Genomic DNA, 25,767 nt, shown 5'->3' with positions numbered 1-25,767 from the left:
CCTGCCGACCCGGCCGGCTCACCGCAGGCGGCGGAAATGGAAGTTCCTGACAAAGGGCGCTCCACCGGCGTCCGCCGCCGCAGCAGATTCCGTCATTTCCTCTCCGTCCGGTGAGACTGCATAGACCCGTACCGAGCCGAGCATCTTGTTCTTCGTAAGGCTCATGACCAGCACGTTGGAAGCGGGCTGGTTGATCGCGGCGCTGTCCGCTTCCGACTGGTCGCCTTCGCCTGCCGACGCCGATCCGTCGCGTGCGTAGCGCACCGTCATGTGCCGCACGCTGCCGTCCGGCGCGGTGATGTCGACAGTCGTCCGCCACTGACCCTTACCTGCATCCTCAAAGGTGTAGAGGACCCGGCGGGGCGGCGGCCCATAATTGGCGGGCATGCGGGCAAGGTCCAGCTGCCAGGTTCCCAGGAAGGGCGACCGGTTGGCGGCAGCGGGATCCTCCGGCCCCGCGACTGCCGCCCCGAGAGGCAACAGGAGCAAGACTGTCGCCGAGCAGCGCAGGGTGGAACGCAGGACTGCGGTTGGCATGCATCGTCTCCTTGCCCCGAGGATGCGGCTGGGGCTCCGCAGCGATGAACGCGTCGCTTCACGGCACCGCTTGTGGCCACGCGGCCTCACGCTCCGGGGCGGTGCACCCGAAGATCGTTTCGAAGCCCGTCGCCGTACGACGCGTTTACCGGACCGAAGCGGGCACCGGACCGGGCGAGAAATGCGCATGCCAGCGCGCCACGCTGGCGATGATCGCGAGCTCGATCGCGAGCACCGCGCCCTGGAGCAGCGCCTGCCGGCCATCGATGAACAACACGCTCAGGAACGTCACCAGCGTCGCCGATGCGGCCAGGCTCAGGCTGCCCCAGCGGAGCGCTGCCGACCAATCGCGCTCCAGCACCACCCAGGCGATCCGCAGATGTCCCAGCCCGATCAAAAGTTGGAGCAGCGCCAGCGACGGGATCGCTGCCTGGTAGACGCTCCGCAACGCACTTTCCTGCTGGCTACCGTCGATCAATGCACCGACCAGGCCGTTCTGCCCGGGATAGAGGTAGGGCAACCCGAACAGCGCGCAGCCGATCTGCAGCGCGGCCATCGGCAGCAGCACGCCGATCGCCACGGCATAGCTGGCGAGGACGAAGTGACCTTCCTCGGCCGCGATCAGCCCGCGTCCTGCCGCGAGGAGGCACCCGAGCGCGAACTGCACCGGTGCGCCTTCGGCGATTGCCGTGTCCAGCTCCGCTTCCATCGCCATAGCCCAGTCGCGCTTGCGCTCGCCGAGACAAGCACTCGCCACACGGAGCAGCGCGCGTGCGAACGATATCTTCATGCCAGCGCTCCCTTGAACGATTGGCCCGGCGCGCTGCCGGCGAGGTCGCGCGCGAGGGCGGCGCCTGCCGCGGTCAGGCGGTAGGCGTGGCGGGCGGGTCGTCCGGGCTGGGCCGGCTCGCGCCACTCGGCCTCGACGAGCCCCTGCTCCGTCATCCGCATCAGCAGCGGATACAGCGTCCCGGACAACAGGCCGGTGGCCTTCATCAGATCGTACCCGTGCCGCCATTCGCCATGCGTCGCTGAAAGCGCTTCGAGGAGGCGGCACATCTGCTTCGAAGGCTGTCGTTTACGAACCATGGCACGACATCAACATATGTAGACTTATGAGTCAACGGCAGATGTGCTGACGCCCGTGACGACTCTGCCCGAGCGGGCCTGCGCTGCGGTGCGCGGCCCTAGCTGCGCTGATGACAAGCAACCATCCGTAAAAAAACATGAAAGCGCTTTTCACAGGTAGAAATTTTATGTACGCCTATGCACGCAAGTTTTCACATAAGAAAACAGATAGGGGAGAGTTTGATGAAGTCGCAACGAGCAACGTCGCGCGTGCTCTGCAAGAGCCTGCCGTTTTTCGCGATCATCGCTGCCGGAGCGCCCATCACGGCGCTTGCGCAAACCACCGACGTGCCGCCCTCTGGCCCTGGCGCCGAGCAGGAGGGCCAAGAAATCGTCGTGACTGGTTTTCGCCGGTCGCTACAGGCCGCCAACGCGCACAAACGCGATGCCGACATCGTCAGCGATGGCATCTCGGCAGAGGATATCGGCAAGTTCCCCGATCAGAACCTTGCCGAGTCGCTGCAGCGCATCACCGGCGTTCAGATCACGCGGAGTCGTGGCGAGGGATCGTCCGTCAGCATCCGCGGTCTTTCGCCTGAATTCTCCCGCGTGCAGTTCAACGGCCGAACGCTGGGCAGCGGCGGCGGCAGGTCGTTCGACTTCACGTCCTTGTCCGCCGAGTTCGTCAGTTCCGTGGAGGTGCAGAAATCGCCTACGGCCGACATGATCGAGGGCGGCCTGTCGGGCACGGTCAATATCTCTACACCCAAGGCGCTACAGATCGGCAAAACGCGCTTCAACGGCACCGTCGAAGGCGTGTACGAGGAAAACGCCAAGAAGCTTTCGCCCCGCCTGTCGGGCCTGTTCAATTATGTGAATCCCTCCGAGACCTTCGGCTTCAACGTCGGGGTCGCCTATGAGCAGCGCAAATATCTGCAGGTGCAGTATCAGGGCTACGGCGCGGAAACGGGCGTGGAATCCACCCGAACGCCGCCGATCGACTATAATCGCGACGGCGATTTCAACGACACCTACACGTTCAACCACGCCCAGGCCTATCAGGCCTATCCGGGTACGCGCACCAGGTTCTCGATCATCAGCAATGCCCAGCTGAAGCCGAAGGACAATATCGAGCTGAGCCTCGACTATTTCCATTCGGACTTCAAGGAATCGAACCTCTGGTACGAGAACGCCACCCGCTTCACCAACATCGCCCCCGCCATTCCGGGCCAGCCGTACGGGGTGACGGCCAGCACCATCGACACCAGCCTGGCGCCGCAACTGCTGAACGGCTCTGCCGGCTTCCTCACCTCGGTCAGCGCTACCGGGCTGGATCACCGCGCATCCACCTTCAGCCAGAACAGCCGCAAGATCATCAACTCGGGCAGCCTGAGCGGCAAGATTACCGATGATCACATGGAGGTCACCGGCCAGGCCAGCTACTCCAAGGCGACGACCAACGGCTTGAATAACGGCTTCGCGACCATCTCGCGCGCGACGGGCACGATCACCCATCCGGACGGCATCGGCGCACCGCCCAAGGTCGAATATGGCGGCGGCTATAATCCGCTCGATCCCTCCACCTTCTACCTCCTCACGCAGGACTTCTTCGGCGGATCGAACGCGGACGAGCTGTGGGAAGGGCGGCTGGACGCGACCTACAGCTTCGACGACGGCGTTCTGAAATCGTTGAAGGGCGGGCTCTACTTCGCCGATCGCACCAACAGCGCCTATGACGTACGCTCGTCGCTCAACGCCACGCAGCTGAACGCACTCTCGGGCGGCAAGCTGCAGCTCTTCCCCGGCTGGGAAGGCGCGTCCGGGGCGGTGAGCGCACGCGACATTCTGAAGCCGGTCTCGTTCGGCAAGAGCATTCCCTATTACCCGTCCTCCTATCTGGTGACGGACCTGGACGCCTATTACGGCCTGATCTCGCCCGCGGCGATCGCGGCGGCGGCACCGCCGCAGGTGGTGCGGGGCAGCGGCTTCGACGTGACCGAGCGGACGATGGCCGCCTATGTCCAGGCCGCGTTCCGCGGCGCCCAGGATCGGCTGAGCGGCAATGTCGGCATCCGCTTCGTCAACACCCAGACGATATCGAGCGGGCTGGTGCCGAATCTCAACGGCATCATCATCGAACCGGGCGGCGTGTTCACCACCATTCCCGATGCCGCGCAGGCGTCGGTCAAGGGCGACTATCACTATTTCCTGCCCAGCATGAACGTGAAGTACGAGCTGTCACGCGACCTGGTGCTGCGTGCGGCGGCGGCGCGCGTCCTCGGGCGGCCGGGGCTGGGGCAGCTGTCCGCGGGCACGACGGTGGACGCCAATGTCCGGCGCATCAACTCGGGCAACCCGTCGCTCAAGCCCTATCTGTCGGACCAGCTGGACCTGTCGCTCGAATATTACCTCCCCAAGCAGGGGCTGCTGACGGCGGCGCTCTTCTACAAGCATCTGACCAACTACATCGTGAACGGCCAGGTGGCCGAGACCCGCACGGTGCAGCTGCGCGGCGGCGGCACTCAGACGCTGGAGTTCCGGCGCAACCAGCCGGTCAACTTCGCATCGGCGGACATCAAGGGTGCGGAAGTCGCCGCGCAGATTCCGCTGTCCTATCTGGGCGACGCGCTGGACGGCTTCGGCCTATTCGGCAGCTTCACCTATCTCGACGCGCCCAAGGTACCGCTGTTCCAGGGCGGTCCCAGCGCGACGCTGGATGGCGTCTCCAAGATCAACTACAATGCCGGTGCCTATTTCGAGAAGAGCGGCTTCGGACTGCGCGGCAGCTATACCTATCGCAGTTCCTATTCGAACGGCAGCGGGATCTTCGGGGACGGCGACGTCACGCCCGCCTATGGCCAGCTCGACGCGTCGATCAGTTACCAGATCACCAAGGCCGTCTCGGTCAATGCCGATGTCAGCAACCTGCTGAACGCGGTGCAGAAGACGCAGAACGGCTTCGGACTGCTCGACACGTACAACCTGATCGGCAGGCGGATTACCGCGGGCGTTCATGTAAGCTTCTGATCTGCCACCCTACGCGAAGATACGACGGAGATGATGTAATGATGAATCGGCGCGATGCTCTGGGATGGATCGGGGTTTCGGGGGGCGCCGGCGCGCTGGCACCCTCCGCCCTTGCGAGCGCGACGCCTGCCGCCGCGGGGCCCTTCACCCCCAACTGGCAGTCCTTCACCAGCGGCTATTCGGCGCCCGAGTGGTTCCGTGATGCCAAGTTCGGCATGTGGGCGCATTGGAGCGCGCAGTCGGTACCGGAGGAAGGCGACTGGTATGCGCGCGAGATGTACATCCAGGGCAGCCGCGCCAACAAGGCACATCTCCGTAAGTTCGGCCATCCCAGCGAGGTCGGCTTCATGGAGATCGTCAACAAGTGGAACGTCGATCCGTGGCAGCCTGAAAAGCTGATGAACATGTACGCTCGCGCGGGCGCCAAATATTTCGTCGCGCTGGCCAATCACCACGACAATATCGACACTTATGCCTCCACCCACCATCCGTGGAACACCACGCGGGTGGGACCGAAGCGGGACATCATCGGCACCTGGGAGAAGCTCGCCCGCGCCAAGGGGCTGCGCTTCGGCGTGTCGAACCACAGCGCCCATGCCTGGCACTGGTTTCAGCCGGCCTATGGCTATGACGCCGAGGGACCGATGCAGGGCAAGCGCTACGATGCGTGGAAGCTGACTGAGGCAGGCGGCCGCGGCAAATGGTGGGAAGGGCTGGACCCGCAGGTGCTTTACACCGGCCGTACCATGCCGATGCCCGCCGGCGTGACGACGCTGCCGGAGATGAACGCGATCCACGAGCGCACCGATCGCCTCTGGTCGGAAGGCGTACCCGCCAATAACGTCGCCTTTGCCCGTAACTGGGCGCTGCGCTGCCGCGAGCTCATCGACGTCTATCGACCCGATCTCATCTATTTCGACAATTTCGATCTGCCGCTCCAGCAATATGGCCTGGAGATTGCCGCCCACTATTACAACGCCAACATGTCCTGGCACGGCGGTAAGCTCGAGGGCGTTCTCAACGTCAAGATGGTGCCGCCGGAGCGCCGCATGGGCCTCGTCGAAGATGTCGAGCGCGGCGGCAAGTCGCTGATCGAAATCTACCCCTGGCAGACATGCACCTGCATCGGCAACTGGCACTATGACCGCGAGCTCTATGAGCGCGACGGCTACAAGACGGCGCCCAACATCATTCATACGCTGAGCGACACCGTCTCGAAGAACGGCAACCTGCTGCTGAGCGTGCCCATGCGCGGCGACGGCACGATCGACGACAAGGTCGAGGCGATTGTCGAGGAGGTCGCCGGCTGGATGGGGCGGTACGGCACCGCGATCTACGGCACGCGTCCCTGGCGGATCCATGGCGAGGGGCCGACCCAGGCCGCCTCGGGCATGTTCGCGGAAAGTCGGGACACGCGCTACACCGCAGCAGACATCCGCTACATGCGCAAGGGCGACGACGTGCACGCGATCGTGCTGGGCTGGCCGGAGGACAATGTGGCGCGGTTGAAGCTGTGGAGCCTCAGCAACCCGATCGGCCGCGGGGCGATCCAGCGTGTCACCTTGCCCGGCCAGAACGCGCCGCTCACCTTCCGCCGCACGGCGGATGCGCTGGAGGTCGACCTTCCGCCTGCGCTGCGTAACCGGATCGGCGTAGCGCTGGTCCTATCGGGGCGGGGCATCACGGCTGGCAGCTTGGGCGATTACAACGGCGTTTAGTTGAAGAGTGGCGGCGGAACGGGGAGTGGCGGAGTGCGGAGCAGTGCTGACGGCAGCGCCTCTCCGCCTTGCTGGCAGCTTTCGGATTAACCGGACATCGCGCGCGCCACGTGGGAACGGCGCGAGTTGGTCGGCTGCGGTCTCCGCGCGCCGCTGCTCGGCAGGCGCGGCGTTCCCCATCCGACTAACATCGAGTCTCAGCCGCTTGTCCGAACTGTTCGTTCAACACTTTTGCACCGTCGCGCAGGAAATAGAGATGGTCAGACCAGTGCTGCATCGTCCGCACGCGTTCGTCCCAATACTCGCCTCGGGTATAGGCGCGGCGGACGGCATAGCTGTCGCAGTGCGCGCGCTGTCGTTCGACGGCGTCGGGGTGCCACAGGCCCATTTCGTTGAGCAGCGTGGCCGCCATTGCTCGAAAGCCATGGCCGGTCATTTCGTCCCCCGCATATCCCATCCGGCGGAGTACCGCATTGATCGTGTTCTCCGACATCGGCTTTCGGACGGAGCGGAGGGATGGAAAGCGATGGCTGCTATAGTCTGCGCCGTGCTCAATCGAGGCAAGGATCGCGAGCGCCTGGCGGGAGAGGGGGATCGCATGGGCGCGCCGCATCTTCGTCTCGTGCGCCGGAATGGTCCAGATCGCCCGGTCCAGATCGAAGTCCTGCCACTCGGCGAAACGTAGCTCGTCAGGGCGGACGAAGACGTGTGGCAGCAGCCGCAGCGCGGCGAGAGTGTTCGGTTGCCCCTGGAAGCCCTCTATGGCCCTTAGAAGCTCTCCTGCGGTCTTTGGCGTGGTAACTGCGGCGCGATGTGCTGGCTTGGTCGCGATCAGTGCGCCGAGGAGGTCGGCGGCGACGTCACGCTCGGCGCGTTGATGAAACCGAGAAGCCAGCGGAGCTTCTTCATCGTGACCGGCGAGCGGCCAGCACTTTCCGCGCGGCATCACATTCGGCCCGTGCCGCTGCCAGGCCGGCGTCGGGCCAAACCCCGAAAGCGAGGGTTTTTGCTTCCCATGATGCCGATAGTTCATCCGCCAATAGCGTCAGCCGGATGGCGTCACGAGCAGGCAGAACCCGTCTCTATCGCTCAGCTTGTACACCTTGGCGCGAATCTCTGCGGCTTTGATGGCAACCACCGACAGCGCCGTGATGGTATTTCCCGTAGAAGCGACCGGCAGGTGCCATCAACAATACCATCAGCTCGCTGGTATATAGTGGCATTTTGCCAGCTTGAATGAGAGACTTACACCACCAAAAAACCGCAGAAAACAGCCAGTCATGGCATGTTCTGGAATGCCCTGGAAAGGCAATTTGGTGACCCCTACGGGAATCGAACCCGTGTTTCAGCCGTGAAAGGGCCGCGTCCTAACCGCTAGACGAAGGGGCCAACTGCTTGGCGTGGAGCGGCCGAATAGGGGGCGATTCCGCAGCCGTCAAGCACTCAATCGGCCCATGCAGCATCTTCTATGTGCAATTCCGCTGCGGGGCGGCTTCCCCAGGTGTCGATCCTGGCGCGGCCGGCCAGCCAGAGGTGGCGATGCGAAGGCGCTGAGAGCAGCGCCTGGCCCAGTTCCGATTCGGCCTGACGGAAGGCGACGGCCTTCAGGCTGCGCCCGTCCGCCCCGGCGACGATCGCGCGGACATGCCCCCCGGTGCCGACCACGTCGGCCTTGATGACCCGTACCGGCCCTGCAGCGATTCGCGGCGCGGGCCAGCCCATGCCATAGGGGCCGCCCGCTTCCATCGCCTCTACCAGCATCGGGTTCACGCCGGCCGGGCTCAGCACTGCGTCGAGCAGCAAGGCGCGTTCGCCGCGTGCGGCGGCGATTCGCTCGGCGAGGCGCTCTTCGAGAAACGCAGCGAGCGTTTCCACGCCCTCGGCCGCCACCGTCACCCCGCACGCCATTGCATGACCGCCGCCGGCGATCAGCAGCCCGGCGTCCTTCGCTGCCAGCACCGCCGCGCCGAGATCGACGCCCGGGATCGAGCGGCCGGAGCCCTTGCCGATCCCGTCCTCGCCGATCGCGATCACCAGCGCAGGCCTGCCGAACTTTTCCTTCAGCCGCCCCGCGACGATGCCGATCACCCCGGGATGCCAGCCCTCGCCGGAGACCAGCGCGACCATCCGGTCGGCGCCGATGAGGCACAGCGATTCGGCGGCTGTCTGGACTTCGGCCTCGATCGCACGGCGCTCCTCGTTGAGCAGGTCGAGCTCGGCGGCGATCGCGCGCGCCTCGGCGGGATCGCGCGTGGTGAGCAGCCGCACCCCGAGATCGGACTTGCCGACCCGGCCGCCGGCATTAATGCGGGGGCCAAGGGCGAAGCCCAGATCGGTGCAGGTCGGCGCGCGGGTGAGCCGCGAGGCCTCGATCAGCGCCGCCAGGCCGATGTTGCGCCGCTGTGCCATCACCTTGAGGCCCTGCGCCACGAAGGCGCGGTTGAGCCCCTTGAGCTGCGCCACGTCGGCCACCGTGCCAAGGGCTACGATGTCGAGCAGATCGAGCAGCTTCGGCTCGGGCCGGCTGGCGAAATAGCCGCGCGCCCGCAGTGTCCGCACCAGCGCCGCGCCGAGCAGGAAGGCGACGCCGACCGCGGCGAGATGGCCGTGCTCGGCGCCCTCGGCCTCGTCGAGCCGGTTCGGGTTCACCAGCGCGTGCGCGACGGGCAGCTCGGTCGCGCATTTGTGGTGATCGACGACGATCACGTCGGCGTGGGCGTCGCGCGCCATTGCCAGCGCTTCGAATGCCTGCGCACCGCAATCTACGGTTACGATCAGCCCGTGCCCCTGCTGCTTGAGCCGGACCAGTGCCTCGCCCGAGGGGCCATAGCCTTCCATCAGCCGGTCGGGGATATAGGGGGTCGCCTCCAGGCCGAGTTCGCGCAGCAACAGGATCAGCAATGCGGCGGAGGTGGCGCCGTCGACGTCGTAATCGCCGAAGATCGCGACCTGCTCGCGCGCTTCGACGGCGTCGGCGAGGCGTTCGGCGGCGCGGTCCATGTCGCGGAAGATCGAGGGGTCCGGCATGAAGGCGCGGATGCTGGGGGTGCGATGGCGCTCCAGATCGGCCCGATCGACGCCGCGGGTGAGCAGCAGCTGGGTAACGAGGTCGTCGGGGGCAAAATTCGGGTCGCGCGCATCGGCGGCGAGGCCGCGCCAGCGCCAGGGCTGGCCGAGGATCGAACGGTGAACATTGAGGGCAGGGGACATGCACCCGATGTGGCCGGGGGTTGGCCGATTGTCGAGGGGCATGCGCCGAAGCCCCGCCCGATGCGCCGGGCGGGCGGGGGCCGGATCGATCAGGCGGCCTGGGGCGCCTTCTGCTGTGCGTCCTGAAGATCCGCGACCTGCGCGGTCTTGCCGCAGAAGGGCGCCTTGGCGACCCAGCCACCGTGGTTCGATTGTTCGCACCGGACGCAATGCATCGCCGGTCGCCGACAAAGCTGAATGTGGCATTCCAACTGTTCTGCGTTCGGGGCCGTTGCTTTAATGCTTGTCAGTATAGGTGATTGTCCTCATGCATCTGCAGAACTCGCCAGCTAAGAAGATGTCGCATGCAATTGACCCGCCACAGTGATTACGCGCTGCGCCTGCTGATCCACCTGGGCAGCAGCGGGGAGGGGCGCGTCTCGATCGCATCGGTGGCCGAGGAGCAGGACATTTCCGCCACGCATCTGATGAAGATCGCCAATGGCCTCGCCCATGCCGGCTATATCGAGGCGGTGCGTGGCCGCGGCGGCGGGATCCGGCTGGCGCGCGACCCGGCGGAGATCAACATCGGCGCGGTGCTCGACGTGACGGAGCCGCGCTGCCCGATGGTCGATTGTACGGGCTGCCGACTTGCGCAGGGGTGCAACTTGCCGGGCGTGCTCGCCGAGGCGCGGCGCGCCTTCATGGACGTGCTGCGGCGCTATACGCTGGCGGACGTGCTGCGCGGGCGCGCGGGCCAGCTCTGGCCGCCGCGCGCCGCCTGAGGCTCAGTCGGCGTCGACCACGCCCGAGCGATAAGTCTGGATCGGCGCCTTGATCCAGGCCTGTTCGCGAAACCATTTGGTGATGATGTACTTGGTGCCCTCGACGACGCGCATGCCCTCGTGCAGCGTGTCGTAATTGGGGCTGCCGTCGGCGAGCATGTTGTTCCAGATCAGCAGCAGCCCGCGCTTGGGCTTGAAGCGGATGCCGGCGCGCGGAAACCAGGTGGCGCCGCCTTCCTCGACGGTGTTGAGATAGGCCATCGCCGTCCAGGTGCGCTGGCCGCCGGTCTCGACCATCTTGTCCCAATAGCCGCTGTCTTCGTGGAAATAGTCGCAATGCGCGCGGAACTGCTGGTTGGGCGCATAACGCTGGCCCTGCATCGTCTCGGCATTCTCGACCGGGATGCCGAGCAGATCGGCGATGCGGTTGTCGATCGCCAGCACGTCGGGCGACCAGCGATACAGGTCCGAGCTGTGGCTGGTGCGATAGTCGGGATCGTCGGTGGCGGCGAGCAGCGTCGAGGGGCGGGCGTTGCTGTCGATCAGCGCCATCAGCATGTCGCACTCGGCGTCGCTGAAGAAATCGGGATAGGTATAGACCTGCGCCAGCTCCACCTTGGCGCGGCGCACGTTCGGGTTCGCGTCCAGCCGCGCCGCGACCTCGCGGCCGATCCGTGCCCGTTCGGGGGAGGGCGATCCCTTGCTGTTGGGGTTGGTCTTGCTCACGGCGGAACTCTTTGCCGCGGGCGTCGGCGAATGCAAGCGCAAGGGGCCGGCATCGCTGCCGGCCCCACGTCGCTCACCAGAAGATGCCGTAGATCACGTCGACCACCTGGCCCGTGTCGACGTCGACCAGCAACGCGTCGTCATAATAGCGAACCCAGCGATACGGTCCCCAAACTTCCGGCAGGCGGTAGGAATAGGGATCGCTGATCCAATATTGCTGCGCGAACAGGAAGCTGTCGAGCCGATAGCCGACCGAGAAGCGACGATAGCCGTAGCTCCAGCGCGCCGGCGGATAATAGCGCGGCAGGCGGTAGAGGCTGCGATTATAGTCCCGATAGCCGCGCCAGTCATAGCGATTGTCGTTGCGCCAGCCATTGTTCCAGATGCCGCCATTGCCCCGCCAGCGGTCGCCGCGATCCCAGTCGCGACGATCGTTCCAGCCGCGATAGCCGTCGCGGCGGCCCCAGTCGCGGTTGCCGTTCCATTGCGCGCGCCCGCGATCGTCCCAGCGGCGGTCCTGCCAGGCCTGCGGGTTGCGGCCGTCGCCGCGATTCTGCCAGTCGGGGCGCTGACCGCCGCGCCAGTCGCGCTGCGGCTGCGTCGGGACTTGCGCGCCCTGCGGCTGCTGGAACGCGGGGCGGGGCTGGCCATCGGGACGGCGCCACTCGCCGCGATCCATTGCCTGCGGGGCACCCTGCGGCCGCTGCCAGTTACCGCCGTTCTGCGGCTGTCCCTGGGGCCGCTGCCAATTGCCGCGATCCTGCGGCTGCGCCTGGGGCTGACCCTGCGGTCGCTGCCATCCCTGACCCCCCTGGCCACCCTGCGGACGGAAGTTGTCGGGGCGCATCCAACCGCCATTGCCGCGATGCTCGCCGCGCTCCTGCGCGATGGCGGCGGCGGGAACCAGTGCAGTCGCGGCTGCGATCGCCGCCAACAGCATCCTCTTCATCGAACCATTCTCCGGTGGCAGCGGCGAAGTCGCCGTGCCGATGCTGCCTGAATACGCGCCCGACGCTGAGCGGGTTCTGAATTGCACTGACAGCAGATTGAAAGCATTCAGGCGTCGTCGGCGGGGTCGCCGCGGGCGATGCGCGCGGCATCCTGGATCGCCGCGACCAGCCGCGGATAGATGCCGCAGCGGCAGATATTGGGGATGCCCTGGCGGATGTCTTCCTCCGACGGGTTGCGATTGGTGCGGATCAGCACCGACGCCGCCATTACCATGCCGGGGATGCAATAGCCGCACTGGACGAGATTGGCGGCGAGGAAGGCCTGCTGCACCGGATGGCTGCGATCGGGCGAGAGGCCCTCGATGGTGGTGACGAAGGTGCCTTCGATCGCACCGATCGTCTCGCGGCAGGCGAGCCGCGCGGCGCCATCGATGTCGACGGTGCAGGCGCCGCAATCGCCGGTGCCGCAGCCATATTTGGTGCCGGTGAGGTTGGAGGCGTCGCGCAAGGCCCAGAGCAAGGGCGTCTTCGGATCCATGTCGTACTGGACCGGCTGGTTGTTGACGGTAAACCGAGTCATGGCCGGGACCCTAGCGGGAAACGACCGGTTTCCGAAACCGGCATTGTCGAGGGCCAGGCCGTGGGCGACATTGCGGGCATGACCCTACCCACGCTCTTCCTCCCGCATGGCGGCGGCCCGTGCTTCTTCATGAACCCCGCCGGTGGTCCGCCCGACCCGATGTGGCAACCGATGCAGGCCTATCTCGCCGGGCTGATCGCCGGCCTGCCGGAGCGGCCGCGGGCGATCCTGCTCGTCTCCGGGCATTGGGAGGAGCGCGACGTCACCGTGCATGTCGGCGACGGCCAGCCGCTGCTGTTCGACTATTACGGCTTCCCTGAAGACACCTACCAGCTGCGCTGGGATGCGCCCGGCGCGCCCGAGGTGGCGCAGCGGGCCAAGGCGCTGCTCGACGGCGCCGGCTTCCCCGTCGGGGTCGAGAGCGAGCGTGGCTGGGATCACGGCGTGTTCATTCCGATGAAGGTCGCGGTGCCGGATGCCGACATACCGCTTGTGCAAGTGTCGCTGCGGGCGGACCTCGATCCGGCCGCGCATGTCGCGATCGGCAAGGCGCTGGCGCCGTTGCGCGACGAGGGGGTGCTGATCGTCGGGTCGGGCATGAGCTTCCACAATTTGCGCGTTCGGGGCCCGCAGGCGACGCCCTATGCCGATGCCTGGGACGAGGCACTGGTCGAAGCAGTCACCGATCCCGATCCCGCGCGCCGCGAAGCCCGGATCATCGCCTGGCGTGGCTTGCCCTATGCCGCATTCGCCCATCCCCGCGAGGAGCACCTCCTGCCGCTGATGGTCGCGCTCGGCGCGGGCGGCGAGGGGCCTGCCGTGTGCGACTATCGCGACCATGTGCTCGGCTGGGCGGTAAGCGCCTTCCGGTTCGGCTAGTCGCGCCAGCTGCGGTCGGTCCGGTCGACCAGCCGGACCATCGCCGCGAAGTCCGCAGCACCCGGACCGCCGGGGACCTGCGCCATATGGACGTCGCGCTGGTGGACGGCGACGACTTCGGGCGCAATCTCGATCGGCTGGCCCATGCCCATCGTCGCGACCTGAATCTCGCAGGCGCGCTGCAGCGCCCAGTGCTTGACGAACGCCTCGGGCAGGGTGCGGCCCATGGCGAGGATGCCGTGGTTGCGCAGCAGCATCACGCGCTTGTCGCCCAGATGCGCGAGCAGCCGCTCGCCTTCCTCGTCCCGCACGGTGACGCCTTCGAAATCATGGTAGGCGATCTGGCCGATGAAGTTGCAGGCGTAGAAGTTGGTCGGCCGCAGCCCGCCTTCCAGCGACGCGACCGCCATGCCGGCGGTGGTGTGGCTGTGCATGATGCAGTGCGCATCGGGCAAATGCCGGTGGAACAGCGCATGCTGGACGAAGCCGGCGCGGTTCACCGGATAGGGTGAGTCGTCTAGCTTGTTGCCGTCGATGTCGATCTTGACGAGGTTGGAGGCCTTCACTTCGCTAAAGTGCAGGCCGAAGGGGTTGATCAGGAACGCCCCTTCCTGGTCCGGCAGCTTCACCGTGATGTGGTTGTAGATCATCTCGGACCAGCCGAGCATGTCGAACACGCGGTAGCAGGCGGCGAGCTGCTGGCGCGCCTCCCACTCGGCGTCGCTGACCCGGGGCGTGGGGGCGAGCGCGGTTGCCATGGCACCTCTCCAAATTTCTGTTTTCGAGCTTTGGGTATGCCATGAAGCGGGCAGCGCCCGCAAGCGTCAGCGGAAGCCGTAGGGCACGGCGCGGCGGTGGTCGGGATCGATTTCGATCACCGATCCGGCGGGCGGGAAGGCGCGCTGGTCGCAGTCGAGGCGGGGGCAGATGCGGCACGAGGCGCCAATCGGCGTCGCGGCACCGCCGGTTCGCAGCGCGTCGGCATAGACGAAGTCCGCGGCATGCGTCTCCTCGCACCCCAACGCGACGGCATAGCGGCGAGGCGGTCGGGTGAAGCTGCCCGAGGGCTTCACCAGCCCCTTGGCCATCGAGACATAGCGGGTGCCATCGGGCATCTCGGCGAGCTGGACCAGAATGCGGTCCGGGATCGCCACCGCCTCGTGGACGATCCACAAGGGGCAGGCACCCCCGAGTGCGGCGAATTGCAGCCGGGTGGCCGAGTGCCGCTTGGTGATGTTGCCCGCCATGTCGACGCGGCAGAAGAACACCGGCAGCCCCTGCGCGCCGGGGCGCTGCAGCGTCGAGAGCCGATGGCACGCCTGCTCGAAGCTCACGGCGAAGCGCTGGCGGAGGCGATCGATGTCGTGGCGCACTTCGTAGGCGGCGGCGCGGAAGCGGCCATAGGGCATCAGCAGCGCGCCCGCGGCATAGTTGGCGAGGCCGACGCTCAGCAGCTCGCGTGCGGCCGGCGAGGCCAGCCCGGCGCGGTCGATCACCAGCCGCATCTCGTTGGCGAATTCGTAGCGGACCAGCCGATGCGCAAGCAGGAAGGCGCGGCTTTCCGGGGGCAGGGCGTGGTTAAGCGCGAGCGTCCGCGCGCCTTCGTCGAACCGGCTGAGCTCGCTGCCGTCGCCCTGCGCGCCGATCACCCGAACCCCGTGCCACAGCCGCAGCCGATCCTCGAAGGCGCGCACGACATTGTCGTCGTCTAGCGCGAGGGCATCGGCGAGCAGTTCCGCCGAACGATCGATCGCATCGATGTAATTGCCCTCGGCCTGAAACCAGTCGCGCACCTCTTCCCAGGGCAGCGGCGCGGCATCGCCTGAGCCGGTGTCGAACCGGTCGTCGAGCACGCGCAGCTGTTCCTGGCTGCGACGATAGGCGTCGTGCAGCGCCACCATCCTTCGGGCGAGCAGCGGCTGCTGTTCGATGCCGCGGCGGACATCGGCCTCGTCGATCCGGTCGGCGGGCACGCTGCTGTCGGTCGCAGCGTCGATCGCGCGGAGCAGTGCGGCCGTGCCGCCCTCGCCGTTGATCTCGGCCGCCTCGACCGGGAACTCGCGAGCAAGCGCTAGGAGTACCCCGTCCGTGATCGGCCGGTCGTTGTTCTCGATCTGCGAGAGATAGGAGACGGAGATGCCCAGCCGCTGCGCCATCCCGGCCTGCGGAATGCTCAGGCGGCGGCGCAGCTCGCGTAGGCGAAAGCCTTCGAACAGGCGGCGGCGGGGCAAGGGCGGGAGCTGGGTGGGCATGGGCCCGCATAGTCTGCAAACCGGCGCCCCGCAACTTTGCAACATTGCATTTGCGAAGCCGGCATGGCCCGGTGCACAAGCCGCGTCCACGGAGAGAATGCCGATGTCGTCGACGATCGAGGAACTGGAACGCCGTCGTGCCGCTGCCCGTCTAGGCGGCGGCCAGAAGCGGATCGACGCACAGCATGCCAAGGGGAAGTTGACCGCCCGCGAGCGGATCGAGGTGCTGCTCGACCAGGGCAGCTTCGAGGAGCTCGACATGTATGTCGAGCACAACTGCACCGATTTCGGCATGCAGGACCAGGTGATCCCCGGCGACGGCGTGGTCACTGGATCGGGCACGATCAACGGCCGCCTGGTCTTCGTGTTCAGCCAGGATTTCACCGTTTTCGGCGGCTCGCTGTCGGAGCGGCACGCGCAGAAGATCTGCAAGATCATGGACATGGCGATGAAGGTCGGCGCGCCCGTGATCGGCCTCAACGACAGCGGCGGCGCGCGAATCCAGGAGGGCGTCGCGTCGCTCGGCGGCTATGCCGAGGTGTTCCAGCGCAACGTGCTGGCCTCGGGCGTGGTGCCCCAGCTCAGCCTGATCATGGGGCCCTGCGCCGGCGGCGCGGTCTACAGCCCCGCCATGACGGACTTCATCTTCATGGTGAAGGATTCGTCCTACATGTTCGTCACCGGCCCGGATGTAGTGAAGACCGTTACCAACGAGATCGTCACGCAGGAGGAACTGGGTGGAGCGGTGACGCATACCACGAAGTCGGGGGTCGCGGATGTGGCCTTCGAGAACGATATCGAGGCGCTGCTCGCAGCCCGCGACTTCGTGGACTTCCTTCCCGCCTCGAACCGCGAGGCACCGCCCGAGCGGCCCTGCGACGATCCCTGGGACCGGATCGACGAGAGCCTCGACACGATCATTCCGCCCAGCGCCAACCAGCCCTACGACATGCACGAGCTGATCCGGAAGACGCTCGACGAGGGCGAGTTCTTCGAGCTCCAGCCGTCCCATGCCGGCAACATCCTGATCGGCTTCGGCCGGATCGAAGGGCGTACGGTGGGCGTGGTGGCGAACCAGCCGATGGTGCTGGCGGGCTGCCTCGACATCAATGCCTCCAAGAAGGCCGCGCGGTTCGTGCGCTTCTGCGACGCGTTCGAGATCCCGATCGTCACCTTCGTCGACGTGCCGGGCTTCCTGCCGGGCGTCGGCCAAGAGCATTCGGGGATCATCAAGCACGGCGCCAAGCTGCTCTTCGCCTATGCCGAGGCGACGGTGCCGAAGATCACGGTGATCACGCGGAAAGCCTATGGCGGCGCCTATGACGTCATGGCCTCCAAGCATCTGCGCGGCGACCTCAACTATGCCTGGCCGACCGCCGAGATCGCGGTGATGGGCGCCAAGGGCGCGGTGGAGATCATCTTTCGCGGCAAGACGGCGGAGGAGATCGCCGAGCGCACCGCCGAATATGAGGCGCGCTTCGCCAACCCGTTCGTGGCGGCGAGCAAGGGCTTTGTCGATGAGGTGATCATGCCGCACTCGACACGCCGCCGGATCGCGCTGGGATTGCGCAAGCTGCGGAACAAGCAGCTCGAAAACCCCTGGAAGAAGCACGACAACATCCCGCTGTGACGCGGGTCTGATCGAGGACTGCGATGAAACTGGGCCGTCTCAACCATGTCGGCGTTGCGACGCCGTCGATCGAAGCCTCGATCGCCTTCTACCGCGACGTCATGGGCGCGGAGGTGGTCCGCGAACCCTTCGACCTGCCTGCGCAGGGGGTGAAGGTGTGCTTTGTCGATACGCCGAACAGCCAGATCGAGCTGATCGAGCCGCTCGGCGACACCTCGCCGATCCACGGCTTCCTCGCGAAGAACCCGGCGGGCGGGCAGCATCACCTCTGCTACGAGGTCCCCGATATTCACGAAGCCAAGACCTGGTTCGAAGCCAAGGGCTGCAAGGTTCTCGGCGAGCCCCGCATCGGGGCGCACGGCACGCCGATCTTCTTCGTTCACCCCAAGGACATGGGCGGCATCCTGACCGAGATCATGGAGACGCCGCGTGACGCGCATTGATCCTACCCGTGCTCCTGCGAAAGCAGGAGCCCAGAGCCACGGGCGGCGCGCTTGCAACCCTGGGCTCGTGCTTTCGCAGGAGCGCGGAGAATGACCGAGAAACCCACGCTCGATCAATGGTCGGCCGCCGCTTCGAAGGAAGTGAAAGGCAAGGACCTCACTTGGGAGACACCGGAAGGAATTCCGGTCAAGCCTCTGTATACACAGGGGGATGTGGCTGGCGCCGATCCAGGCCTGCCGGGCTTTGCACCGTTCACCCGCGGCGTGCGCGCCTCGATGTATGCCGGGCGCCCCTGGACCATCCGCCAATATGCCGGTTTCTCGACCGCCGAGGAGTCGAACGCCTTCTACCGGCGGAACCTCGCCGCCGGGCAGAAGGGGCTCTCGGTCGCCTTCGATCTCGCCACGCACCGCGGCTATGACAGCGATCATCCGCGCGTGGTCGGCGATGTCGGCAAGGCGGGCGTGGCGATCGACACGATCGAGGACATGAAGATCCTGTTCGACGGCATCCCGCTCGACCAGATGTCGGTCTCGATGACGATGAACGGCGCGGTGATCCCAGTGCTGGCCTTCTTCATCGTCGCGGGCGAGGAGCAGGGGGTTCCGCAGGAGAAGCTGGAAGGCACGATCCAGAACGACATCCTCAAGGAGTTCATGGTTCGAAATACCTATATCTACCCGCCCGAACCTAGCATGCGGATCATCTCGGACATTTTCGCCTATACCAGCGCGAAGATGCCGAAATTCAACAGTATTTCCATCTCCGGCTACCATATGCAGGAAGCCGGCGCGACCCAGGTGCAGGAGCTCGCCTTCACCATCGCCGATGGTATGGAATATGTGAAGTACGGCGTCGCCTCGGGCCTTGATATCGACAAGTTCGCAGGGCGGCTGAGCTTCTTCTTCGCAATCGGTATGAACTTCTTCATGGAAGTGGCGAAGCTGCGCGCCGCGCGCGTGCTGTGGCACCGGGTGATGACGCAGCTGGGAGCGCAGGACGAGCGCTCGAAGATGCTGCGCACCCATTGCCAGACCTCGGGCGTGTCGCTCACCGAGCAGGACCCGTACAACAACGTCATCCGCACCACGATCGAGGCAATGGCGGCGATGCTCGGCGGCACCCAGAGCCTCCACACCAACGCGCTCGACGAAGCGATCGCGCTGCCCACCGACTTCTCCGCCCGTATCGCCCGCAACACCCAGATCGTGCTGCAGGAAGAGACGGGCATGACCAAGGTGGTCGATCCCCTGGGCGGCAGCTATTATGTCGAAAGCCTGACGCAGAGCCTCGTCGACAAGGCCTGGGAGATCATCGAGCGGGTCGAGGCCGAAGGCGGCATGGCCAAGGCGGTCGCCGCCGGCTGGCCCAAGGCGATGATCGAGGAAGCCGCCGCCGCCCGCCAGGCGCGGGTGGATCGCGGCGAGGACGTGATCGTCGGGGTCAACAAATACCGGCTGGCGAGCGAGGACCTGCTCGAAACGCTCGAGGTGGACAATGCCGCCGTACGCGAGGGCCAGATCGCCCGCATCCAGCGGGTGAAGGCAGCGCGCGACGAGGCTGCGTGCCAGGCCGCGCTCGATGCGCTGCGGGAAGGTGCGCGCGGCGGCGCGAACCTGCTCGAACTGGCGGTCGTCGCGGCGCGGGCGCGCGCGACTCTGGGCGAGATCAGCGCGGCGATGGAAGACGTGTTCGGCCGCTACGCCACCCAGCCGACCCCGGTGAAGGGCGTCTACGGCGCACCGTACGCCGAGGACAACCGCTGGGCCGAGGTCGTGCGCGGCGTCGAGGCGGTCGAGCGTCGGCTCGGCCGCAAGCCGCGGCTGCTCGTCGCCAAGATGGGGCAGGACGGGCATGATCGCGGCGCCAACGTCATCGCATCGGCCTTCTCGGACATGGGGTTCGAGGTGGTGAGCGGGCCGTTGTTCCAGACGCCCGAGGAAACCGTGGTGCTGGCGCTCGACAGCGGCGTCGACGTGGTCGGCGCGTCCAGCCTGGCGGCCGGGCACAAGACGCTGATTCCCGAACTGATCCGCGGGCTGCGCGAGGCGGGGCGCAGCGACATCAAGGTCATCGCCGGCGGCGTGATCCCGCCGCAGGATTACGAGATGCTGCGCGCCGCGGGGGTGCAGGGCATCTACGGCCCCGGCTCGAACGTCGTCGAATGCGCGGCGGATGTGCTACGCCTGCTCGGCCACAACATGCCGCCGCTCGAGGCTGCTGCCGAATGAGCCTGGGCTTCTCCGTCGAAGCGCTGATCCCGCGCGCTCGCGGCGGAGGGGCGCTGCGCATGGGGCTGGTTCGAGTGCCCGAAGCCGAGTGGCTGACGTCGGGGGCGGATTTGGCGGCGCGGGCAGCGGTGTTCGCAGCCGAGCGCGACTGCGTGCAGGTGTTGCCGGAGGCGGAGGCGGCGGTAGAGGAGGTCGCGGCTTTGCTCGAACATCGCCACGATGCCCAAAGCCGTCATCCCGGCGGAAGCCGGGATCCATTCGCTTCAACGTTTGAAGCAGGAGCCGATCCGGAGCGGGCAATGGATCCTGGCTTTCGCCGGGATGACGCCTTGGAGGGAAGGACCTCTCGCGCCCCCGCCGCGCTCCGCACCGCCGCTGCAGGCGTGTGGGAGGATCTGTGCATCCTCACCCCGGATACATCCGGCCAGTACCGCCTCACCGCCGCCGCGCTGGCGTTCCCCACCGACTGGCACCTCGCCGAAAAGCTCGGCCAGGCGCTCACGCCGATCCACGCCCCCATCCATGGCTATGCCGAGCAGCTCGCCGCGGGCGTCGACCATTTTTTCGCGACGCTCCAGCCGGGCCCGATCTTCGGCCGCACCAACTGGTTCGTCGTGGCGAGCGATGCGTGGCGCTACCTGCCGCAGGACGATCCCCAAATCCGCTTCGCCCATGTGACTGCCGACAATGCCGGCAAGACCCTGTTCGTCCGCTGCGAACGCCAGACGCTCCGCCGCCTGCCCCAAAGCGGGGCAGTGCTGTTCACCATCGGCATCCATGTCGAGCCGCTCGATCGCCTGAGCGACGGTGCCGTCGCGCGCGTCGCCCAGTCCGTCGCGGGGATCGGCGGCGGCGAACACCAACGCCGCGCTGCGCCCTTTTACGCCGAGGCCCTCACCCGCTATGCCGAGCGGCGTAATCGTTCACCGGAGTTGCTTGCTTGACCCTCGAATCCTCCCCCGTCCGCACCGACTGGACCCGCGACGAGATCGCCGCGCTGTTCGACCTGCCGTTCACCGAGCTCGTGTTCCGCGCAGCCGAAGTGCACCGCGCCAACCATCCGGCGAACCAGGTCCAGCGCTCGACCCTGCTCTCGATCAAGACCGGCGGCTGCCCCGAGGATTGCGGCTATTGCAGCCAGTCGGCGCATGCCGATACCGGCCTCAAGGCGACCAAGCTGATGGACCCGCGCGCGGTGCTGCAGGCGGCGGCGCAAGCCAAGGACCATGGCTCGACCCGCTTCTGCATGGGCGCTGCCTGGCGCAACCCCAAGCACCGCGACATGGGCGCCATCGTCGAGATGGTGAAGGGCGTCCGCGCGATGGGCATGGAAACCTGCATGACGCTGGGCATGCTCACCGACGACCAGGCCAAGACGCTCGCCGATGCCGGGCTCGATTACTACAACCACAATATCGATACCTCGCCCGAACGCTATGGCGAGGTGATCACCACCCGCAGCTTCGAGGAACGGCTGGAGACGCTGGAGCATGTCCGCGAGGCGGGCATCAACGTGTGCTGCGGCGGCATCGTCGGCATGGGCGAGACGCGTGGCGACCGGGTGGGCTTCATCCACGCGCTGGCAACCCTGCCGGTGCATCCGGGCAGCGTGCCGGTCAACGCGCTGGTGCCGGTGAAGGGCACCGTGCTGGGCGACATGCTGGCAGACACGCCGCTCGCCAAGATCGACGATATCGAATTCGTCCGCACCGTGGCGGTGGCGCGCATCACCATGCCGCGCTCGATGGTCCGCCTCTCGGCCGGCCGCGAGAGCATGAGCGATGCGACCCAGGCCTTGTGCTTCCTCGCGGGCGCCAACTCGATCTTCACCGGCGACAAACTGCTGACCGCAGGCAATGCCGGCGACGACAAGGACGCGGCGCTGTTCGCCCGCTTGGGGCTCACGCCGATGGCCGCAGAGTGCAAGGTGGAGCTGGAGGCGGCGGAGTGATCTGGCTCGCGCTGTTCCTGGCGCAAGCCGACGGCGTAGAACGTACCAAGGAGGATGAGGCGTTCTGCAGTAGCGACAAGAGCGGGCAGCCTTATCGCTTCTGTATGGCTGATCGTGAGCACGCGCGGGCAGAGCGGCAACTTGTCGTCGCTTTTGCTCGAGCGCGACGCGCTGCTGTCGAGCAGAAGCGCCGGATCGATGCATTTCGCCGATCAACAGGCGACGTGACGCTGCTCGGAAATCCGATGCTCGTGCTTGAGACATCACAGCGCGTTTGGGAGCGATCATTCCGCGCCGATTGCCATCTGCTCGGCCTTGCCTCCGCGACCGGCAACGCGGGGACGGAAGGGGTGACGGCGAGCTTGAAATGCGAGGTCGACCGTATCCAGCAGCGCGTGCAATTTTTGGAACAGGCCTTTTAGGGCCGGGAGAGGAAGCCGTTGTTCAAGAAAATCCTCGTCGCCAACCGTGGCGAAATCGCGTGCCGGGTGATGCGGACCGCCAAGAAGATGGGCATCGCCACGGTCGCGGTCTATTCGGATGCGGATGCCCGCGCGCCGCATGTGCGGATGGCGGACGAGGCGGTGCGGCTCGGGCCCGCGCCGGCGGCGGAGAGCTATCTCAAGGCGGATCTGATCCTGCTCGCTGCCAAGGAAACCGGCGCTGACGCGATCCACCCCGGCTATGGCTTCCTCTCCGAGCGGGAGAGCTTCGCCAAGGCCTGTGCCGAGGCGGGCATCGCCTTTGTCGGCCCGCCGCCGGGGGCGATCGCGGCGATGGGGGACAAGATCGAGTCGAAGAAGCTCGCCAAGGAAGCCGGCGTCAACGTCGTGCCCGGCTTCCTGGGAGAGATCGCCGATACCGAGCACGCGGTGCGGATCGCGACGGAGATCGGCTATCCGGTGATGATGAAGGCCTCGGCCGGCGGCGGCGGCAAGGGCATGCGGCTGGCCTGGAGCGAGCAGGACGTCCGCGAAGGCTTTGAGGCGACCAAGCGCGAAGGCCTGGCCAGCTTCGGCGACGACCGCGTGTTCATCGAGAAGTTCATCGAGAGCCCGCGCCATATCGAGATCCAGGTGCTGGGCGACCAGCATGGCAACATCGTCTACCTGAACGAGCGCGAATGCTCGATCCAGCGCCGCCACCAGAAGGTGGTCGAGGAAGCGCCATCGCCCTTCGTCACGCCCGCAATGCGCAAGGCGATGGGCGAGCAGGCGGTCGCGCTGGCACGGGCGGTCGGCTATTACAGCGCGGGCACGGTCGAGCTGATCGTCTCGGGCGCCGACAAGACGGGGCAGGGCTTCTACTTCCTCGAGATGAACACCCGCCTCCAGGTGGAGCATCCGGTGACCGAGGCGATCACCGGACTCGATCTGGTCGAGCAGATGATCCGCGTCGCCGCCGGTGAGACGCTCGCCTTCGACCAGGCCGGCGTGAAGCTCGACGGCTGGGCGATCGAGACCCGCGTCTATGCGGAGGATCCGTATCGCGGCTTCCTGCCGAGCACCGGGCGGCTGGTGCGCTATCGACCGCCGACGGCTGAGAAAGCGGGGCAGGGGTACATCCGCGTTGACGACGGCGTGACCGAAGGCTCCGAGATCAGCATGTTCTACGATCCGATGATCGCCAAGCTGATCACCTGGGCGCCGACCCGCGACGAAGCGGCGGACCTGCAGGTGCAGGCGCTCGACCGCTTCCGGATCGACGGTATCGGCCACAATATCGATTTCCTCTCGGCGATCATGCAGCACCCGCGCTTCCGCTCGGGCGAGCTCACCACCGGCTTTATCGCCGAGGAATATCCCGAGGGCTTCCACGGCGCGCCGGCCGACGAAGCGCTGGTGCGCAGGCTCGCCGCCGTCGCGGTGGTGCTCGACCTCGCCCGCACCGCGCGGGCTGCGGAAATCTCCGGCCAACTCGGCGCGGTCGCCCTTTCCACCGAGCGGTCGGTCCGGATCGGGGAGCGCCGTTTCGAGGTGACCGTCGACGGCTGCGACACCGGGCTGCTCGTCAACCTGTCGAGTGACGAAGCGCCGCTGGAAGTCTCGGGTCACTGGCGCGCTGGCGATCCGCAGTTCTTCGCCCGTATCGACGGCGAAGCATTCGCAACCGCCATCGATCGTACTCGCACCGGCTGGAAGCTCACCGCGCACGGCGCCGCGCATCTTGTCGAAGTGCTGCCGCCGCATGTCGCGCAGTACCGCGCGCACATGATCGAGAAGGTGCCGCCCGACATGAGCCGCTTCCTGCTCGCGCCGATGCCGGGGCTGCTCACCCGTCTGCACGTCCAGCCCGGCGACCAGGTCGAGGCGGGGCAGGCGCTGGCGGTGATCGAAGCGATGAAGATGGAGAACATCCTCCGCGCCGAGCGTCCCGGCACCGTCAAGCACGCGCATTTCGGGCCCGGGGACAGCTTGGCTGTCGATGCGGCCATCCTGGAATTCGAGTGACTTAAAGGCAATACGTCTCACATCGATACGATGACGTATCGAATTTGCGATTGCTCTCCTGCCGTTTCCGGGCTTGTGGCGATTGGAAAACTCGTGTCTCAATCGTGATACAAGAGAGGCGCTCGTCGGTTACCCCCCGAAGACCGCAAGCCCCCGAAGGATGGCAAGGTGCAGGAAGAGGATGGCTTCACCCGCTGGATAGAGGCGTGCGCGGCGGGCGAATTGCTTGGCATCGGCGCGGCGGCCCTGTGGTGGGTTACCGTCGATCGCTACGATCCGGTGCCGGTAGGCGTCACCGCCGAATGGCTCGTCTTCTTCGCCAAGGCAATGAGCGGGCTGATCCAGGGCCTTACGCTAGGCTTGCTGCAAGGCTGGGCGCTGCGCCGCCAGTTCCCCGCGCTCAACCTGCGTGCCTGGGTCATGGCAACGACGCTGGTCGGTATCGTCGTCTGGTCGATCGGTGCGTGGCACGCGGTGTTCCCACCGCTTGACGGCGACCCGTTGCTGCCGCCGGTGGAAACGCTGTTCCAGACCGCGGTGGCGGCAGCCGGCTTTGGGCTGGGGCTTGGACTGCTGTTCGGGGCGGCGCAGGCACTGGTGCTGTACCGGGCCGCGGGGCAGGTGCACTGGTGGGTTGCGGTGAGCGCGATCGGCTGGGGCGCGGCATTGCCGTGCATCTACGTAGCCGCGTCGGTCGGCAGTGCCGAGCCGGGCAGCCTCGAGATCGCGATCCGCGGGCTGATAGGCGGCATCGTCTCCGGCGTCGTGCTGGGCACGATCACCGGTCTGTCTTTCGCGGTAATGCCGGCCCGCCGCAGCGCCTGACCTCGCTCAGCCGAGGTGCGGCGCGAACAGCTCCAGCAGCCGCGTATAGAGCGCCCGCTTGAACGGCACGATCAGTTCGGGAAGGTCGGCAGGCTCGGCCCAGCGCCAGGCACGGAACTCCGGGTGCGCGGTCGCGATGTCGATGTCGCCGTCCTCCCCCAGGAAGCGCAGCAGGAACCAGCGCTGGTGCTGGCCGCGCCACTTGCCCTTCCACACCTTGCCGATCAGGTCCTCGGGCAGGTCATATTGCAGTTCCTCGGGCGCCTCGGCGATCAGCTCGGCATGATGACGGGCGACGCCGGTTTCTTCCCAGAGCTCGCGAAAGGCGGCTTCGAGCGCGTCCTCGCCGGGATCGATCCCGCCTTGCGGCATCTGCCAGGCCTCCAGCGTCGAATCGAGCCGCTGGCCGACGAACACGCGGCCCTCGCGGTTTAGCAGCATCACGCCGGCGCAGGGGCGATAGGGGAGCGAAGCGGGATCGGTCATGGCGCTTCCCTAGAGCGGCCCGGGACCTGACGGAAGGGG

23 protein-coding genes and 1 tRNA gene are annotated in these 25,767 nt (G+C 66.5%); 12 read left to right on the top strand and 12 right to left on the bottom strand.

What is annotated here, in order from left to right; translation table 11 throughout:
- Nucleotides 1-18: 18 nt before the first annotated feature.
- The 3 genes from ABIC65_RS03150 to ABIC65_RS03140 form a co-directional block, all read right to left on the bottom strand.
- The gene (locus tag ABIC65_RS03150; protein WP_354306706.1) at nucleotides 19-537 is read right to left on the bottom strand and encodes a hypothetical protein; all 519 of its coding nucleotides are present in this window, start codon (nucleotides 535-537) and stop codon (nucleotides 19-21) included.
- A gap of 145 nt (nucleotides 538-682) precedes the next feature.
- Nucleotides 683-1,327 (bottom strand): hypothetical protein, encoded by a 645-nt coding sequence (locus ABIC65_RS03145; RefSeq protein WP_354306705.1) that lies wholly within the window; start codon nucleotides 1,325-1,327, stop codon nucleotides 683-685.
- Nucleotides 1,324-1,626, bottom strand: coding sequence for a PadR family transcriptional regulator (locus ABIC65_RS03140; RefSeq protein ID WP_436286697.1), 303 nt, complete (start codon nucleotides 1,624-1,626; stop codon nucleotides 1,324-1,326). The genes ABIC65_RS03145 and ABIC65_RS03140 overlap by 4 nt, the downstream gene beginning before the upstream one ends.
- Nucleotides 1,627-1,848: 222 nt before the next feature.
- On the opposite strand from ABIC65_RS03140, the gene ABIC65_RS03135 reads away from it, so the two are divergent.
- Both ABIC65_RS03135 and ABIC65_RS03130 read left to right on the top strand, forming a co-directional pair.
- On the top strand, nucleotides 1,849-4,632 hold the full coding sequence (locus tag ABIC65_RS03135) for a TonB-dependent receptor (protein ID WP_354306704.1): 2,784 nt from the start codon (nucleotides 1,849-1,851) through the stop codon (nucleotides 4,630-4,632).
- 38 nt (nucleotides 4,633-4,670) lie between these two features.
- Nucleotides 4,671-6,350, top strand: coding sequence for an alpha-L-fucosidase (locus ABIC65_RS03130; RefSeq protein WP_354306703.1), 1,680 nt, complete (start codon nucleotides 4,671-4,673; stop codon nucleotides 6,348-6,350).
- A 184-nt stretch (nucleotides 6,351-6,534) separates the two neighbouring features.
- Here the strand turns inward: ABIC65_RS03130 and ABIC65_RS03125 are convergent, their stop codons facing one another.
- From ABIC65_RS03125 to recJ, 3 genes are all read right to left on the bottom strand, one after another.
- Nucleotides 6,535-7,383, bottom strand: a complete 849-nt coding sequence (locus ABIC65_RS03125; RefSeq protein WP_436286696.1) for a tyrosine-type recombinase/integrase — start codon at nucleotides 7,381-7,383, stop codon at nucleotides 6,535-6,537.
- A gap of 281 nt (nucleotides 7,384-7,664) precedes the next feature.
- Nucleotides 7,665-7,739 (bottom strand) — tRNA-Glu (locus ABIC65_RS03120).
- 54 nt (nucleotides 7,740-7,793) lie between these two features.
- On the bottom strand, nucleotides 7,794-9,560 hold the full coding sequence (gene recJ / locus ABIC65_RS03115) for a single-stranded-DNA-specific exonuclease RecJ (RefSeq protein WP_354306702.1): 1,767 nt from the start codon (nucleotides 9,558-9,560) through the stop codon (nucleotides 7,794-7,796).
- Nucleotides 9,561-9,904: 344 nt separating this feature from the next.
- Here recJ and ABIC65_RS03110 point away from each other — a divergent pair, with 344 nt between their 5' ends.
- The gene (locus ABIC65_RS03110) at nucleotides 9,905-10,324 is read left to right on the top strand and encodes an RrF2 family transcriptional regulator (protein WP_354306701.1); all 420 of its coding nucleotides are present in this window, start codon (nucleotides 9,905-9,907) and stop codon (nucleotides 10,322-10,324) included.
- Nucleotides 10,325-10,327: 3 nt separating this feature from the next.
- Here ABIC65_RS03110 and ABIC65_RS03105 read toward each other — a convergent pair whose 3' ends face one another.
- The 3 genes from ABIC65_RS03105 to ABIC65_RS03095 form a co-directional block, all read right to left on the bottom strand.
- Nucleotides 10,328-11,050, bottom strand: coding sequence for a 2OG-Fe(II) oxygenase (locus ABIC65_RS03105; RefSeq protein ID WP_354306700.1), 723 nt, complete (start codon nucleotides 11,048-11,050; stop codon nucleotides 10,328-10,330).
- A gap of 73 nt (nucleotides 11,051-11,123) precedes the next feature.
- Nucleotides 11,124-11,999 (bottom strand): RcnB family protein, encoded by an 876-nt coding sequence (locus ABIC65_RS03100; RefSeq protein ID WP_354306699.1) that lies wholly within the window; start codon nucleotides 11,997-11,999, stop codon nucleotides 11,124-11,126.
- 107 nt (nucleotides 12,000-12,106) lie between these two features.
- Complete coding sequence (locus tag ABIC65_RS03095) at nucleotides 12,107-12,580, bottom strand: (2Fe-2S)-binding protein (protein WP_354306698.1); 474 nt, start codon at nucleotides 12,578-12,580, stop codon at nucleotides 12,107-12,109.
- Between the two features lie 78 nt (nucleotides 12,581-12,658).
- Between ABIC65_RS03095 and ABIC65_RS03090 the strand changes: the two genes are divergently transcribed.
- On the top strand, nucleotides 12,659-13,459 hold the full coding sequence (locus ABIC65_RS03090) for a DODA-type extradiol aromatic ring-opening family dioxygenase (RefSeq protein WP_354306697.1): 801 nt from the start codon (nucleotides 12,659-12,661) through the stop codon (nucleotides 13,457-13,459).
- On the opposite strand, the gene ABIC65_RS03085 is transcribed toward ABIC65_RS03090, so the two are convergent.
- The gene (locus tag ABIC65_RS03085) at nucleotides 13,456-14,217 is read right to left on the bottom strand and encodes a class II aldolase/adducin family protein (RefSeq protein WP_354306696.1); all 762 of its coding nucleotides are present in this window, start codon (nucleotides 14,215-14,217) and stop codon (nucleotides 13,456-13,458) included. The genes ABIC65_RS03090 and ABIC65_RS03085 overlap by 4 nt on opposite strands.
- A gap of 66 nt (nucleotides 14,218-14,283) precedes the next feature.
- The gene (locus ABIC65_RS03080; protein ID WP_354306695.1) at nucleotides 14,284-15,711 is read right to left on the bottom strand and encodes a helix-turn-helix domain-containing protein; all 1,428 of its coding nucleotides are present in this window, start codon (nucleotides 15,709-15,711) and stop codon (nucleotides 14,284-14,286) included.
- Between the two features lie 103 nt (nucleotides 15,712-15,814).
- Between ABIC65_RS03080 and ABIC65_RS03075 the strand changes: the two genes are divergently transcribed.
- The 8 genes from ABIC65_RS03075 (at nucleotide 15,815) to ABIC65_RS03040 (ending at nucleotide 25,242) form a co-directional block, all read left to right on the top strand.
- The gene (locus ABIC65_RS03075; RefSeq protein ID WP_354306694.1) at nucleotides 15,815-17,341 is read left to right on the top strand and encodes an acyl-CoA carboxylase subunit beta; all 1,527 of its coding nucleotides are present in this window, start codon (nucleotides 15,815-15,817) and stop codon (nucleotides 17,339-17,341) included.
- Between the two features lie 23 nt (nucleotides 17,342-17,364).
- Nucleotides 17,365-17,784, top strand: a complete 420-nt coding sequence (gene mce / locus ABIC65_RS03070) for a methylmalonyl-CoA epimerase (protein WP_354306693.1) — start codon at nucleotides 17,365-17,367, stop codon at nucleotides 17,782-17,784.
- Nucleotides 17,785-17,874: 90 nt separating this feature from the next.
- Nucleotides 17,875-20,016, top strand: coding sequence for a methylmalonyl-CoA mutase (scpA, locus tag ABIC65_RS03065; protein ID WP_354306692.1), 2,142 nt, complete (start codon nucleotides 17,875-17,877; stop codon nucleotides 20,014-20,016).
- The gene (locus ABIC65_RS03060; protein ID WP_354306691.1) at nucleotides 20,013-20,960 is read left to right on the top strand and encodes a heme-dependent oxidative N-demethylase family protein; all 948 of its coding nucleotides are present in this window, start codon (nucleotides 20,013-20,015) and stop codon (nucleotides 20,958-20,960) included. Before scpA ends, ABIC65_RS03060 begins: the two co-directional genes overlap by 4 nt.
- Nucleotides 20,957-21,967 carry a biotin synthase BioB gene (bioB, locus tag ABIC65_RS03055; RefSeq protein ID WP_354306690.1) on the top strand — a complete coding sequence of 337 codons (1,011 nt, stop codon included), beginning with the start codon at nucleotides 20,957-20,959 and terminating at the stop codon, nucleotides 21,965-21,967. The genes ABIC65_RS03060 and bioB overlap by 4 nt, the downstream gene beginning before the upstream one ends.
- Nucleotides 21,964-22,389, top strand: a complete 426-nt coding sequence (locus tag ABIC65_RS03050) for a lysozyme inhibitor LprI family protein (protein WP_354306689.1) — start codon at nucleotides 21,964-21,966, stop codon at nucleotides 22,387-22,389. The genes bioB and ABIC65_RS03050 overlap by 4 nt, the downstream gene beginning before the upstream one ends.
- An 18-nt stretch (nucleotides 22,390-22,407) precedes the next feature.
- Nucleotides 22,408-24,417, top strand: a complete 2,010-nt coding sequence (locus ABIC65_RS03045) for an acetyl/propionyl/methylcrotonyl-CoA carboxylase subunit alpha (protein ID WP_354306688.1) — start codon at nucleotides 22,408-22,410, stop codon at nucleotides 24,415-24,417.
- 168 nt (nucleotides 24,418-24,585) lie between these two features.
- The gene (locus tag ABIC65_RS03040) at nucleotides 24,586-25,242 is read left to right on the top strand and encodes a hypothetical protein (protein WP_354306687.1); all 657 of its coding nucleotides are present in this window, start codon (nucleotides 24,586-24,588) and stop codon (nucleotides 25,240-25,242) included.
- A gap of 6 nt (nucleotides 25,243-25,248) precedes the next feature.
- On the opposite strand, the gene ABIC65_RS03035 is transcribed toward ABIC65_RS03040, so the two are convergent.
- Complete coding sequence (locus tag ABIC65_RS03035) at nucleotides 25,249-25,728, bottom strand: RNA pyrophosphohydrolase (protein WP_354306686.1); 480 nt, start codon at nucleotides 25,726-25,728, stop codon at nucleotides 25,249-25,251.
- Between the last annotated feature and the right edge of the window lie 39 nt (nucleotides 25,729-25,767).

The sequence above is a fragment of the Sphingomonas trueperi genome, from assembly GCF_040545665.1.
Taxonomy (GTDB): domain Bacteria; phylum Pseudomonadota; class Alphaproteobacteria; order Sphingomonadales; family Sphingomonadaceae; genus Sphingomonas; species Sphingomonas trueperi_B.
The sequence above is the reverse complement of the archived record's forward strand: the minus strand, read 5'-3'. Positions and strand labels throughout refer to the sequence as shown.